The organism is Leadbetterella byssophila DSM 17132, assembly GCF_000166395.1.
GTDB lineage: Bacteria > Bacteroidota > Bacteroidia > Cytophagales > Spirosomataceae > Leadbetterella > Leadbetterella byssophila.
The window spans coordinates 3785543-3799866 of the sequence record NC_014655.1; the positions used below are offsets into that span (position 1 = coordinate 3785543).

General features: G+C 40.8%; 10 protein-coding genes. 6 read left to right on the forward strand and 4 right to left on the reverse strand.

The window, feature by feature from the left end; all coding sequences use genetic code 11:
- Positions 1 to 61: 61 nt before the first annotated feature.
- Genes LBYS_RS16870 through LBYS_RS19365 form a run of 5 tightly spaced genes read left to right on the forward strand, consistent with a single transcriptional unit; the run spans position 62 to position 7806 of the window.
- Positions 62 to 3460 (forward strand): SusC/RagA family TonB-linked outer membrane protein, encoded by a 3399-nt coding sequence (locus LBYS_RS16870; RefSeq protein ID WP_041824937.1) that lies wholly within the window; start codon positions 62 to 64, stop codon positions 3458 to 3460.
- A 10-nt stretch (positions 3461 to 3470) separates the two neighbouring features.
- Positions 3471 to 5108, forward strand: coding sequence for a SusD/RagB family nutrient-binding outer membrane lipoprotein (locus tag LBYS_RS16875; protein ID WP_013410053.1), 1638 nt, complete (start codon positions 3471 to 3473; stop codon positions 5106 to 5108).
- Positions 5108 to 6316, forward strand: coding sequence for a hypothetical protein (locus LBYS_RS16880; RefSeq protein ID WP_013410054.1), 1209 nt, complete (start codon positions 5108 to 5110; stop codon positions 6314 to 6316). Before LBYS_RS16875 ends, LBYS_RS16880 begins: the two co-directional genes overlap by 1 nt.
- Before the next feature lies 1 nt (position 6317).
- Positions 6318 to 7646: a PhoPQ-activated pathogenicity-related family protein gene (locus LBYS_RS16885; RefSeq protein ID WP_013410055.1), complete on the forward strand. Its 1329-nt coding sequence runs from the start codon at positions 6318 to 6320 to the stop codon at positions 7644 to 7646.
- Between the two features lies 1 nt (position 7647).
- Positions 7648 to 7806, forward strand: a complete 159-nt coding sequence (locus LBYS_RS19365; RefSeq protein WP_013410056.1) for a hypothetical protein — start codon at positions 7648 to 7650, stop codon at positions 7804 to 7806.
- Here the strand turns inward: LBYS_RS19365 and LBYS_RS16890 are convergent.
- Complete coding sequence (locus LBYS_RS16890; RefSeq protein ID WP_013410057.1) at positions 7793 to 8953, reverse strand: AraC family transcriptional regulator; 1161 nt, start codon at positions 8951 to 8953, stop codon at positions 7793 to 7795. The genes LBYS_RS19365 and LBYS_RS16890 overlap by 14 nt on opposite strands.
- A gap of 138 nt (positions 8954 to 9091) precedes the next feature.
- On the opposite strand from LBYS_RS16890, the gene LBYS_RS16895 reads away from it, so the two are divergent.
- Positions 9092 to 11194 carry a glycoside hydrolase family 97 protein gene (locus LBYS_RS16895; RefSeq protein ID WP_013410058.1) on the forward strand — a complete coding sequence of 701 codons (2103 nt, stop codon included), beginning with the start codon at positions 9092 to 9094 and terminating at the stop codon, positions 11192 to 11194.
- Here LBYS_RS16895 and LBYS_RS16900 read toward each other — a convergent pair.
- The 3 genes from LBYS_RS16900 to LBYS_RS16910 form a co-directional block, all read right to left on the reverse strand.
- Positions 11178 to 11465: a hypothetical protein gene (locus tag LBYS_RS16900; RefSeq protein WP_013410059.1), complete on the reverse strand. Its 288-nt coding sequence runs from the start codon at positions 11463 to 11465 to the stop codon at positions 11178 to 11180. The genes LBYS_RS16895 and LBYS_RS16900 overlap by 17 nt on opposite strands.
- 317 nt (positions 11466 to 11782) lie before the next feature.
- Positions 11783 to 13435, reverse strand: a complete 1653-nt coding sequence (pgi, locus tag LBYS_RS16905; RefSeq protein WP_013410060.1) for a glucose-6-phosphate isomerase — start codon at positions 13433 to 13435, stop codon at positions 11783 to 11785.
- A 6-nt stretch (positions 13436 to 13441) separates the two neighbouring features.
- The gene (locus LBYS_RS16910; RefSeq protein ID WP_187287904.1) at positions 13442 to 14194 is read right to left on the reverse strand and encodes a glycoside hydrolase family 25 protein; all 753 of its coding nucleotides are present in this window, start codon (positions 14192 to 14194) and stop codon (positions 13442 to 13444) included.
- Between the last annotated feature and the right edge of the window lie 130 nt (positions 14195 to 14324).

The window sequence follows — 14324 nt, forward strand, 5'->3', positions numbered from 1 at the left end:
TTTTTTGAGTAGTCCTTTGCAAAGCATCATAAGTATAATGATAGTAAAACCATTAGAACTTATGAGTATGAGCACTAAGCGAATTAGTAGGTTACTCTTTGCTCTTCTTTTTATGGTGCCATCCTGGATGGCTATGGCGCAAAACCGAACCATTAGAGGAAAGGTAACATCTGCTGCAGATGCCGGAGAATTACCCGGCGTAAATGTTATTCAAAAGAACACTACTCGAGGGGTTACAACTGACCTTCACGGGGATTACCAAATAGACGTTTCTGGACCAGATGCGGTATTGGTATTTACCTTCGTAGGTTTTCAGAAAGTAGAAGTCCCGGTTGGAAATCGAAGCATCATCAACGTAGCTCTAGATTCAGATGAGAATTCCTTAAGTGAGGTGATTGTCACCGCTTTAGGGATCAAAAGAGAGGAGAGAAGCTTAGGCTATTCTGTAGGTAAAGTAGACGGAAAAGAACTGAACCGAGTAGTTCAGGAAAACGTCCTCAATGGTTTGGCCGGGAAAGTTTCTGGTGTAACCATCAATTCTACCGGTGGAACCGGTTCATCTGTGTCCATGGTGATCCGTGGTGCTAACTCCCTTAACTCAGATAATCAACCTCTGTTCGTTATCGACGGCGTTCCCATAGCAAATACTTTGAACAATGTTAGCACAGGTGGAAATGATAACCGTGTAGACTTTGGTAATGCTATAGGTAGCTTAAATCCGGATGATATAGAGAATATATCTATCTTAAAAGGGCCAAGTGCTGCAGCACTCTACGGATCGCGTGCAGGTAATGGGGTAGTTTTGATTACTACAAAAAGCGGAGCAAACGTCAATAAAATGACCGTTTCCGTAAATAGTAGTACCGTATTTGATCAACCCTATAAATTCCTGAAATGGCAAACCATGTTAGGTTCAGGACAGTTTTCGGCTATTCCAACAGAAATTACCGGTACTCCTTTTAGTAATCCATTCGGAAAACTGATAGAAGAAAACGTGGCAGGTACCTATGGAGCTGCCTTAGATAAAGGGTATGAAGAAGTACAATGGAACAGTCCTATCGGTCCTGACGGGAAACCTATGAAAATGCCTTTGGTCTCACATAAAGATAATGTGAAGAACTTTGTGCAAACGGGAATCACTACTACAAATGGTCTTTCCATTGCGAATAATACAGGCACTTACAATTATCGTCTCTCTTATTCCAACATGTGGAACAGAGGGGTTATACCTAATTCTGACCTATTTAGGAATACCATCAACCTGAATACCTCTATTAAGGTGACAAATCAGATCAGATTGAGCTCTGTCATTGACTTTAGTAGAAATAATTCTAATAACCGTCCGGCAGGAAACCGTGGCGCAAACCCTCTGCAATGGGCCTATAGTGTATCTCCTCACATAGACATCCTTGACATGAAAGAATACTGGATGCCTGGGCAAGAAGGATTGCAGCAACGTTCCCAAGCAAATGGGGTTTACAATAACCCTTATTTCCTAGCTTATGAAGTGAATAATGCTTTCGTTAGAGATAGGATCTATGGAAACATTCGAGCGGATTATCAAATCTCACCTGCCTTCAGCATGTTTGCCAGATATTCTATGGATAAGTTAGACGAAAGGAGAGACCTAAAAGTGGCCAATAGCTACACCAATGACCCAAAAGGTGCCTACGCCTTGATCAATATTGGTAATTTTGAACATAATATTGATTTCTTAGCTACTTATCAAAAGGATCTTCAAGATTTTAGTCTGAGCATTTCAGGTGGAGGAAATGTTAGGTACCAAAAGGGTACTGAAGTAAGTAACTCTACTAAAGGTGGCACAGGACTGATCGTTCCTGGAATCTATACGATTCAAAATATAGCACCAGCTAACTTGAATTACGGTAGTTCTTGGTTCCAAAGATCCATTTACAGTGTTTATGGATTAGCTACTTTAGGATTCAAAGACATGGTGTTTCTTGATATCACAGCAAGAAACGACTGGTCATCCACTCTTCCTGAACAAAACAGATCTTATTTCTATCCTTCTGCTTCCTTAAGTATCCTGGCTAGTGAATTTCTACCTCTGCCTAGCAGTGTAAGTCTTTTTAAACTAAGAGGAGGGGTGGCACAGGTAGGTAATGATGCGAATCCATATAATCTATTAGGTACTTTGAATAACCAAGGGGCTTGGGATGGAATACCACGTTTAAGAACACCATCTACCTTACTCGTGCCTGATTTGAAGCCTGAAATAGTAACATCTTACGAAGGAGGGGTGGATTTGAATTTCTTTACTAACCGACTTAGAATGAATGCCACTTACTATCAGGTAGAAAGTAGAAACCAGATTCTAAGTGCTAAGCTTCCTCCGTCTACAGGTTATACTACGAAGAATGTCAATGCCGGTCTGCTGGTAAGTAAAGGTTGGGAACTTGGATTAGGAGGAACTCCTATTCAAACCAGAGATTTTAGATGGGATATCAATGCCAACTGGACCAGGAACCGCACCAGAATTATGGAGCTATCTGATGAACTTCCCTATTATACCCTTTGGACGGATGCCAGAGGAGGAGCCTGGACATACGTAGGTGATGAGATAGGTGATATATATGATGCGGAAGTGGTTACCGTGACGGATCCCAACTCTAAATACTTTGGATACCCTATTTTAGATGAAACCGGAAAATGGCAAGCCATTGAGGCCGCTAATACCAAGAATAAGATAGGAAATTTCAATCCTAAATTTATCATGGGACTTCAAACCAGTTTTCAATACAAAGGTTTGAGCTTGAGCATGTCATTTGATTGGAGAAATGGAGGTGATTTTGTTTCTCAAACCTATAGATATGGGGAAGAGGATGGTAGGTCTCAACTATTCTATGATAAATTGATCAATGCAAACGGGTTAACTGGAGACGCGCTAAAAGAATATTTGGTGGCTAATCAGGAAACCATGATCAAGATAAATGGAAATGTTTTCCCATTGGTAGGTGGACCTACACCTGAGTATAATTCTTATCCTTTTAAATATGGACCCTATACCCTGCCCTATGGAGGAGTTTTTGTTCCGGGTGTAATTCAAACGGGTACAGACGCAAATGGTAATCCTATATATCAAGAGAATTTAGGTGGTCCAGGAACCAGAATACTTCCGTTTGCTGGAGCTACTACCTGGTCTTTTACTCGTCCTTTCTTGTATGATGCTTCCTACGTGAAGTTAAGAGAGATCTCCTTAGGTTATGATTTGCCTAAAAAATGGGTGAACAAATGGAGAATTCAGAATGTGAACTTTGCCTTGTACAGTAGGAACATTATCCTTTGGACCAAAGCAAAAATCAATATTGATCCGGAAAATGCTTTTCAGCTAGAGTCCGGAGTGCAGGGTGGTGTGTCACAGTTCAAGCAAGGTATAGAAAGATACAATGTGAACCCTTGGGTGATGCCGATTGGATTTCGTCTAGGACTAACCTTTTAATTGAATCATCATGAAAAAATATAACTTTTCAAAACTGGCCTGGGTGTTAACCTTCTTTATGTTCTCCTGCTATGACCTCACGGAACTCAACGTGAATCCTAACGGAGTAGATCCGAAAAAGGCCAATCCAAACCTGGTATTGTCCACCGTTTTGACTGAAACAGGTATGGAATATACTCGACTGAACTTTGATAATATTATGGGTGGTTTGATGCAACATACTCAAAAAGACGGTTGGTCATCCGCACATAATGATTACGATTGGGGTGGAAGTCAATCCTGGACGGAATGGTATGCTATCCTTCGCGATAATCAGTATGTTTATGATAGAAGTGTAGAACTGGGGTATGAGCTTCATCAAGGTATTTCTCTAGTGATGAAATCCATGATCTTTGGACTCATTACTGACCTCTGGGGTGATGCTCCATATTCAGCCGCCTTAAAAGGGGCAGAAGGAGGAGAGCAGAACACCTTCCCCGTATATGATAGACAGGAAGATATTTATACCGGTATTTTAGCGGATCTGGAAAAGGCGAATACCTTACTTTCAAAATCTGCAAATGAATACACCGGAACTACAGGTAACGCAGATGTGTATTACGCCGGAAATCCCATGAAATGGAGGAGATTGGCGAACTCTTTGGCACTGAGATTTTACAATAGAATCTCAGCGAAAAAGCCCGATGTAGCACGTGCAGGTATAGAAAAAATAGTGGGCAATGCCTCTATGTATCCTATCATCACTGCCATAGCTGATGAAGCAAATATGGCTTTTGCCGGAAACAGCAATGCGGACTCTTGGCCGGCCAATGCCGTCTATGATGCCAGTGGTAGCAATTTTAGAAGAATAAAAATGTGCGCTACTCTAGTAGATAAACTTCTAGACCTAAAGGACCCTAGAATAGGAGTGTGGGCGGCTAAGGTACAAATTCCACTTGTGGTTGACTCTACTCTTACCGGGGTGGTAGATCGTATTGAGAATGGAAAGAGAATCTTGTCCTTGCAGAGAGTTCAAGGATTAGCAGTGAACACTCACCCTGAATATGTGGGACTTCCTCCGGGTATGTTAGGTGGAGCTGCGTATAACTTGAGTCCTACCGCGGAGCAAGCAGCAAATAATCCGCATGTGTCATGGTTGAATGATATCTATAAACAAGCTAAAGGAAATCAACTTAAAGCCCGACTAATGTCTGCTGCCGAAGTCCACTTTATATTAGCGGAGGCAGCTCAGAGGGGATGGAACGTAGGAATCGCTGAAACCCACTATAACAATGCTATAAAAGCATCCTTTGACGCTTGGGGGGTTGGTGGAAATTATGCAGCCTATATTGCGTCTCCAAAAGTCAAGTATGACGGAACTCTAAAGCAACTAATGGAACAGAAGTGGATAGCTTCTTGGAATGCAGCTGCTCAAAGTTGGTTTGACTATAGAAGAACAGGCTATCCTGAGCTTCAGCCCGGCACACAAGCTGTAAGAAAGGCTATACCATTGAGATTCTTCTACATGTTAGATGAACGAAATCTAAATAAGGCTAATGCAGATGCGGCCATGAGTAGAATGGAATTAACTAATTTCAGCGGACCGGAAGCCGGAAATAGTGCATGGTCTAAGATGTGGGTACTTCAAGGAACAGGTAAACCATATTAATGAGGTTAATACTGATTCTATGCTTGTTCTGGTTTCATACAGCTTGGACTCAGAACTTAAAAGTAGGAGTGGCCAAAAGGATGGTCACTCCTGATCCTCTGCTGCCTGTTTCCGGAGGAATAGGTACTCCTAAATCCGTCAAGGAGAAAAAGGGAGAGTTAAGTATAAGAGCTGTAGTTATCCGTTCAGGGGATGAAAAGGTAGCATGGGTGAGCATTGATAATCTTGGTTGGCCTGCCGCTTTGGGTAATAAGACCAGAGCCCTTTTACCAGATTTTAAACATATACTGATCTCTGCCACTCACACCCATTCTGCTCCGGATGCTTATGCTTTTCCGGATGAAACAGGTCACCATTATGCAGATTTAGAGTATTTGGACCGTTGTACTAGGATCATGGCTGAATGTATAATTGAAGCGGAAAAGACTCAAGTAGATGCCGAAGTGAAAGTAAGCTATGGTAAGGCAGCAAATGGAATAGCCTATAATTATTATGCACCTGATTTATATGATCCAAATGTAGGAGTAATCCAATTTTTGAATGGAGAGAAGCCCATTGCCACCCTAGTTAATTATGCCATACATCCGGAGGTTATTGGTTCAAAACAAGGCATTCTTAGCCCGGATTTATGCGGGCCATTATATGATTATATAGAGGAAAAGGGTGGAGGAATGGGCATGTTTATTAATGGTGCCCAAGGTGGAATGGTAACAGCAGACAATAGGAGAAAGGAGGGTGAAGTTAATACATGGGAAGAGTGCCAAAGGATAGGAAGGCTACTAGGTTCTGAAGCATTGAGATTGTTACAAGTGGGAAAGAGAGTGGATCAGCCCCTCTTGAAGATTAGATCTCAGATTCTGGTCTTTCCTGTTGAAAATCCTCAAATGAAATACATTTTGGAGAAATCACCTTTGGGATATGGAAAGGGAAATCAGGTAGAGACAGTGCAATATTTGATAGAATTAGGGCCGGTGAAAATCTTGACTATACCGGGTGAGGCCTTGCCGAATATCGGATATTATTTGAAACGGAAAATGAACACCCCTTACCCTTTTCTGTTCGGATTGACAAATGATGCTTTTGGGTATATACTTTCAAAGGTGGATTACGATAGTTTTGAAAAATACAATTACATCACACGTACCAGTTTGGGAGAAAGTACGGGTGAAATCTTAATAGAACGCTCCCTAGAATTAATCAAGAAATAATATGAAATGGCTTAAAGCACTATTGATTTTTTGGATCCCATGTGTGGTCTTGGCTCAAACGCCTGAAACCGCATTGAAGTCTTATATAGAGAACGGAGATAAAACCTACAAATGGGAAATCAAAGATACGCATACAGAAAAGGGAGTTACCAGATATAATGTATTGTTGACCTCTCAGAAATGGAGAGAATTTGTATGGAAACACCAATTGACCGTTTTTGTGCCTGAAGATATGGCTTATGATGGAGCATTATTGTTTATAACCGGAGGCTCGGTTAAGAATGGAGAGCCGAACTGGTCAGATAATGACGACAGATATTGGCCAGTTTTGTCTGCTATGGCCAAACAAAATAAAGCGGTGACAGCTATCATTAAACAGGTGCCAAATCAACCCATCATTGGCACTATGACAGAAGATGAATTGATTTCGTATACGTTACATCAATTCAAGAAAGATAAAGATTATTCCTGGCCTTTGCTTTTTCCTATGGTAAAGTCTGCAGTGAGAGGTTTAGATGCTATCCAGGATCTAGTAAAGGAAAAGAGTAAAAAGGAGATCAAGCGATTTGTGATATCCGGTGCATCAAAAAGAGGATGGACCACTTGGTTAAGTTCAGCCATAGATGATTCCAGAGTGGTGGCTATTGCCCCTATGGTGATAGACATGTTGAACATGCCGGAAACCCTCAATTATCAGTACAAGACCTACGGGGAGTACAGCATACAGATTGAGGATTATACCAAGTTAGGAATAGCTCAAGATATCAGCTCTGCAGATGGTAAGGCATTACAAGCCATGATAGATCCCTATTCTTATAGATCGAAACTGAAGCACCCTAAGATGATTTTTATAGGGACTAATGACGAGTATTGGACTTTAGATGCCATCAAGTTCTCCTGGGATGAAATCCCGGGGACGAATATGATACATTTAGTGCCTAATGCCGGACATGACCTGGGTGGAGGCGCACAGGCTTTTGAAGCGCTGAATGGATTTTTTGCTACCACCCTTCAAAATAAGCCTTATCCTGTACCTAAATGGAAGGTTCAAAATGTAAAAGGAGGAACGGAGATAAGCATTGATGCTCCCCGTGACGGTTTGATGGAAGCTTCTTTATGGTATACCAGTTCGTCTGATAAAGATTTCCGGAACAATTTCTGGCAGAAAACTCGTGTTAAGATAGGTGAGGAGATTAAGATGGTAGTTCCAAATCCTCAGAAAGGATATCATGGATTTTATATTGACTTGAAATATAAAAATCCTTCGGGTGGAACTTATTTGATCAGTACCCGTGCTTTTATTTCAGATAAAAACGGATTGCAGCCTTAGTATGCCCTCTACACGAGTAGAAATATTAATCCATAAATTAATCAGTAACTCTCTGACTCCTGAGGAGTTAGATGAGTTGCTGATGCTTTTGGAAGATTCAGAAGAAGATATTACTAAAGTTTTAAAAGAGTACTTTGACAGATTGGTCAATGACCAGTAAACTGCTTTCTATAGGCACTAGGTGGTACTCCCTTCATTTGTTTAAACTGTCTTGATAGGTTTTTGGTGTCATTTAAACCCAGCTCAAGGGCTATTTCAAAAACGTTCATGTCCGTTTCTAATAGTCGGTTACTTACTTTCTCCATCCTTAAATTAGATATGTACTTGTAGATGGGATATCCTGTGATGCTTTGGAATCTCTTTTCTAAGGTTCTTCGGGAAAGGGGGACTTGTTTCACCACATCGTTTACCTGTATGGTCTTTTCCAGGTTTTGGTGGATGTATTTCAAAACGGTGGCAATGTGATGGTCGTTTGTAGCGTATATGTCTGAGGATTGTCGGGTAATGACTTGTGTAGGCTTTACCACTATATCTCTAGTGGGTGTGTTCTTATTTTTGATCATTTCCTCCAATAGTTTGGCGGTCTGGTAACCTCCAAATTCGGCGTCTTGGGCTATACTGGAAAGAGGCGGATCTGAGAATTCACAGATCATTTCATCATTATCTACTCCCAGGACGGCTACCTCCTGGGGAATGGCGATTCCTGAGTGTCTACAAGCTTCAGTGATGTGCTGGCCCTGGTTATCGTCGCAAGCCATCAGGGCTATGGGTTTAGGAAGGGATTTTAACCACTGACTTAAAGCGCTGGGTCTATAGTACCAGATATTATCTGAGTCGCTATTGTCATTTTCAAAATAATGAACCTTGTATCCCGCTTTATTCACTCGATTTTCAAATCCTTCCGCTCTTTCCCTTGACCATACTATTTTCTTGAAGCCATAGAAGGCGAATTGTTTAAACCCTTTTTTTAGGAAATATTCCGCGCCCATGATTCCGGCTTCTCTATGTGCTCCAGTGATATTGGGGATTTCTGTGAATCTCTCTTTAAAATCCTGAGCAATTATGGGAATGCCTGCTTCTTTGAATGCTATGACGGTGGGGTCATTGTAGAACTGTCCTATGATACCATCTGCTCCCCATTCCATGGCCCATTCTAGGATTCCTTGCATGCCTATGGTTTCCCTTTGGAAAAGGGGCATTCTGCAGAATACCCAGGGTCCATGTTCTTTGGAATACTTTGCTATGCCCCTCAATAGTTCCTTACTGTAAGATTCCGCAAAATCTATCATTAGTATTATTTTATACATAGCTAATTAGTTATATTATTTATAGGAAATATTCAAAAATAATAAAAAGGTGCCGATTTTCAAAAGATGTACCCCTGCAGGTATACTGGCACTCTTGCGTCATACTATTGGCTTATCTTGCCACAAAAACTAAACTGTATGCGATTCTTCTTACTCTTGTGTTTTCTGGGGAAAATGGCCTTTGCCCAGCAAAATATTCAATCTCCTGATGGAAAATTAAAATTGGATTTTTCATTAAATTCCAAAGGTGAGCCGGTTTATACCTTGAAGTTTAAAGATCAGACCATCATCTTTCCAAGTACTTTAGGTTTCAAATTGCTCAATGACACCGTTTCTCTGAGGGACGGGTTTGAAGTGGTGAAACATAAGGTCAGTTCTCAAGATTCAAAGTGGACTCCGGTATTGGGACAATACAAGGAGATTAGAGATCACTTTAATGAACTGGAAGTGGAATTGTACCAAAAGAAGAGAGCTACGCAGGTTCATTTGAGGTTCCGACTGTATGATGAAGGCTTGGCGTTCAGATATGAGTTTCCTAGGCAAGCTAATTTGCAATATTTTATTGTTCAAGACGAATTGACCCAGTTCAATATTGAGGGAGATCCTTTGGCGTTTTGGTTGCCCGGAGATTACAATACGGAAGAATACAGAACTACCACCTCTAAATTTTCTGAGATTCCGGCTATTCTGGCTTCTGGAAGGCTAACCGCCGGAGAGAGTTATCCTTTGTTCCAAAATAGAGGTATTAAAGCTGTTCAAGCTCCTTTGCTTTTAAAAAATGAGAAAGGAATCTATATCCATTTTCATGAGGCGGCTCTAGTGAACTACCCTGCCATGAGTTTAGAGCTTACTGAGAAAGGATTCATCAGCCATTTAACTCCGGATGCGGTGGGGAATAAGGCATATTTACAAACGGATTTTGTAACTCCATGGCGGACCGTCATGGTGACAGATGATGCACGAAAGATCATAGCCTCATCTATGATTTTGAATCTCAATGAACCTTGTGCTTTGAAAGAAACCGACTGGATCCAGCCTGTGAAATATGTAGGTGTATGGTGGGAGATGTTTGTTAAAGGATCTACCTGGGCTTATACTGACGAGCAAAACACTAAATTGGGGATAACAGATTATAAAACATTAAAACCAAACGGTAAGCATGGAGCCAATACAGCTAATGTGAAAAAGCATATTGATTTTGCAGCCAAACATGGTTTGGATCAAGTGCTAGTAGAAGGCTGGAACGAAGGATGGGAGGACTGGTATGGCCTATGGAAAGAGGATGTATTTGACTTTGTAACTCCTTATCCCGACTTTGATTTGCCTTATCTAAGAGATTATGCAGCCTCCAAAGGAGTGAAATTGATGATGCATCATGAAACTTCGGCATCTGCTACTAACTATGAGCGAAGGATGGACCAAGCTTTTCAGTTCATGAAAGACAATGGTTACAATGCCGTGAAAACCGGGTACGTAGGTTTTCCTATACCTAGAGGTGAGTTTAGAAGCGGGCAGTGGATGGTCAATCACTACATCCGTGTGGCTAAAACGGCGGCAAAATATAAGATCATGGTGAATTCTCATGAGGCTGTGAGACCTACCGGGTTAAGTAGGACGTATCCCAACTGGATAGCCCAGGAATCTGCCAGAGGTACAGAATTTGAATCCATGGGAGGCTCTGATCCGGATCACACTACCATCCTGCCATTTACCAGATTTACTGGAGGTGCAATGGATTATACTCCGGGGATTCTTCAAACTACCTTTGATTATTATAATCCAAATAATGACCAAAGAGTACATACCACATTGGTTAAGCAGCTAGCTCTTTACGTGGTTTTATATAGCCCCTTACAGATGGCTGCAGATATAATTGAGAATTATGAAAGGTTCTCTGATGCATTCCAATTCATAAAGGATGTAGCAGTAGACTGGGACGATACCTATGTACTAGAAGCTGAGCCAGGTGATTATCTAAGCGTTGGCAGAAAAGCCAAAGGAAAGCAGGAATGGTTTATTGGGGCGATAACAGATGAAAACTCTAGAAATGCGAATTTGAATCTAAATTTCCTGCCGAAAGGAAAGAAATTTACGGCTACCATTTACGAAGATGCTCCCGGAGCTCATTGGGAAAAAGATCCCATGAAATATAGAATCAGAAAGGTTCAAGTAGACGCAAGTACGGTTTTGAACATTCCTTTAGCCCCGGGAGGAGGTACTGCCATTACGATCCGGCAATAGGAGATCCAAAGATACCTACTGCTAATTCTGCCCAGATTAAGAAGAGCAGAAGTAGTACTGCCCCTGAGAGAAGTAAAACCTTTTTCAGGGGTTTTATTTTTCTTTGGATATAGTCTAAGGTCGTGGCCGTTCCAAAAAGTAAAATCCCGGCAATGATAAAATCCAAAGCCTCCCACTTCACTTCAGAAGTAAACTGCATGGCAATTAATGGGAGTAAAAGTAGTGCTGTGGCTGAGCCAAAGTAGAAGATGGAAATTTGATCTTTATTCATAAATAAAAGTACTTTGATTTTCAAAGTAACTGAATAGTAGTTTCTATTCCTAATGTTTGGACAAAAAAATTAGTCTTAAAAAAATTTAAGACTAATCCGATTTCAAGTGAATCTATACAACTTAATTTTTTTGATTGTCGCTTCGCGACGTTATGGGCTTAAAAAAGGAAAGCACAGTAACTCGGTAAATTTGCACGTTAGCCGAAATCCTGATACAATTATAATTTATTGAAAATTTATTTCCAAATAAAAGGACAGAAAATTTCATATTTTCAGTAATAATTGAAAATTCAGGATAAAAAAATAGAGCTACGGCTCTATTTTCTCCATTTCTTATAAAGATTGATCAACTGATTCGTGGAGCCGTCATGAGAGCTCACAGGTTCAGCATCTTGTAATTCGGGATAGATCTTATTGGCCAATTGTTTTCCTAATTCCACACCCCACTGGTCGAATGAGAAGATGTTCCAAATAACCCCTTGAACAAAGATTTTATGTTCATAGATGGCTATTAGGCTACCTAATACCCTTGGTGTGAGTTTTTTGAACAAGAAGGAGTTAGTAGGTCTATTGCCTTCAAACACTTTGAATGGAACCAGGAAGTCTATCTCTTCTTTAGATTTCCCCGCCTTTTCTAATTCTGCTCTGGCTTCTGCCTCTGATTTACCATTCATTAAAGCTTCAGTTTGCGCAAAGAAATTTGATAGCAGAAGTTTGTGATGTTCTCCTATTGGATTATGGCTGATGACCGGTGCCATGAAGTCGCAAGGAATAAGTTTAGTGCCTTGGTGAATCAATTGGTAGAAGGCGTGTTGTCCATTTGTACCCGGTTCACCCCAGATAACTGGTCCGGTATGGTAATTGATCTTTTCTCCAGAACGGTTCACACTTTTACCGTTAGATTCCATGTCTCCTTGTTGGAAATATGCCGCAAAACGGTGCATGTATTGGTCGTATGGCAGAATAGCATGGGATTCTGCTCCATAGAAATTATTGTACCAAATGCCCAGCAGACCCAGGATCACAGGTATGTTCTTCCTGAAGGTGCTGTGTCTGAAATGTTGGTCAATATCATGTGCTCCGGTTAATAATTGTTCATAATTTGAGAACCCAATATAGCAAGCTATAGACAGACCTATGGCACTCCATAGGCTATATCTTCCACCTACCCAGTCCCAGAATTCGAACATGTTTTTCGTATCGATGCCGAATTCCGCTACTCCTTTTGCATTCGTAGAAATGGCTACAAAATGCTTTTTAACAAAGTTTTCATCCTTTGCAGCCTCCAGGAACCAAGCTCTCGCGGTGTGAGCATTGGCCATAGTTTCTTGGGTAGTAAAGGTTTTAGAAGCGATCATGAAGAGGGTAGTAGCCGGATTTAATCCCTTCAACGTTTCTGAAATATGGGTTCCGTCAACATTAGAAACAAAATGTACTTTCAGACCTTTTTTACCATAAGGTTTTAGTGCTTCTGTTACCATTACCGGTCCTAGATCAGATCCTCCGATTCCAATATTTACTATATCTGTAATCTTCTTATCGGTATATCCTTTCCATTCTCCTGACCTTACACTTTCCGAAAAGGTGCGCATTTGTCCAAGCACCCGGTTGACATCTGGCATTACATCCTTTCCGTTGACATAAACAGGCTCATTAGATCTGTTTCTTAGAGCGGTATGTAGTACGGCACGGTTTTCAGTGGCATTAATGGCTTCTCCTGTGAACATCTTATTGATGGCCTCGCTCAATCGGCATTCGTTTGCCAGGTCAATAAGATACGATAATGTTCTTCCGTTTATTCTATTCTTAGAGAAGTCTACAAAGATGTCTTGAAAACGTAGGGAGAATTTTGAGGCGCGTTTAGGATCTGCATCGAATAGCTCGGCTATACTTTGTTTAGATATCGTTTTGTGGTGACTTTTTAGCTTTCTGTAGGCCGTAGTCTGATCAAATTTAACTGATTCTAACATAGGAAATTAAAAAAGATATTTTTGAAATTTGTGGTGTGAACCGTAGAAGACATTTAGGTCTACAGCATGAGGTATGCCGGGGACCACTCCTCCGTCGCTCAGTTGCCACATGATAAGTTTGTTTAATTGATAGTGCGAAGGATCATACACGGAATAATCTGCTAACCAAAGGTCGTATTCCGGTAAATGCTCCTTGATATACTTATGATATATCTTATGATTGGTATAAATGATGGGCTTCTTGCCCGTTTGTTCTTCGACAATCTTTAACCATACTTTGGCATTTTGAGCTAGGTTTTTCCTTTCACTGTGTGTTCTTCCGTCATTTTCAAAATCGAGTACTGGTACAAAGTCGCCTACCTCATGTTTTACCGTGGATAGATAATTTATGGCTTGTATCTCCGGATCTGTAAAGGAAGTAAAGAAGTGGTAGGCGCCGCGAACAAATCCATGTTCCCTGGCTTTCTTCCAGTTCTCTCTAAAATATGCGTCAACTAAATCCCCACCTTCTGTGGCTTTGATCACCGTGAAATGAAAAGGTTCATCTGCCCAGCGGTGACCTTGAACTTTTTTCCATTCTATTTCTCCATTATGCTTAGAAATATCAATCCCGTGGATATGTTGCTCATAAGGAGGGAAATATCTGGCAGATTCAACGGAGAGCGTATTATGACCGTCACTGACAAAAATAGGAAACATGACGATCATCACGATTAACGTCAGCACATAGCAACTACGTAAGGAGATTATCTTGCTCACATTCATGGGTTTAGGAAAGTAACGACAAACAAAAGTAAATATTTAAAATGGATTTTTTTTGTTTTTTCTTCAAAATGAATGCCAGTAAAAGCCTTCGGTTTAGATTTTTTGCTTTGTCTTTTGTAGTTTA

Coding starts and splice junctions, on each gene's coding strand:
- LBYS_RS16885 (WP_013410055.1), top strand. CDS start 6,318: ATGAAATGGCTTAAAGCACTATTGATTTTTTGGATCCCATGTGTGGTC.
- LBYS_RS16895 (WP_013410058.1), top strand. CDS start 9,092: ATGCGATTCTTCTTACTCTTGTGTTTTCTGGGGAAAATGGCCTTTGCC.
- pgi (WP_013410060.1), bottom strand. CDS start 13,435: ATGTTAGAATCAGTTAAATTTGATCAGACTACGGCCTACAGAAAGCTA.
- LBYS_RS19365 (WP_013410056.1), top strand. CDS start 7,648: ATGCCCTCTACACGAGTAGAAATATTAATCCATAAATTAATCAGTAAC.
- LBYS_RS16870 (WP_041824937.1), top strand. CDS start 62: ATGAGTATGAGCACTAAGCGAATTAGTAGGTTACTCTTTGCTCTTCTT.
- LBYS_RS16875 (WP_013410053.1), top strand. CDS start 3,471: ATGAAAAAATATAACTTTTCAAAACTGGCCTGGGTGTTAACCTTCTTT.
- LBYS_RS16890 (WP_013410057.1), bottom strand. CDS start 8,953: ATGTATAAAATAATACTAATGATAGATTTTGCGGAATCTTACAGTAAG.
- LBYS_RS16900 (WP_013410059.1), bottom strand. CDS start 11,465: ATGAATAAAGATCAAATTTCCATCTTCTACTTTGGCTCAGCCACAGCA.
- LBYS_RS16880 (WP_013410054.1), top strand. CDS start 5,108: ATGAGGTTAATACTGATTCTATGCTTGTTCTGGTTTCATACAGCTTGG.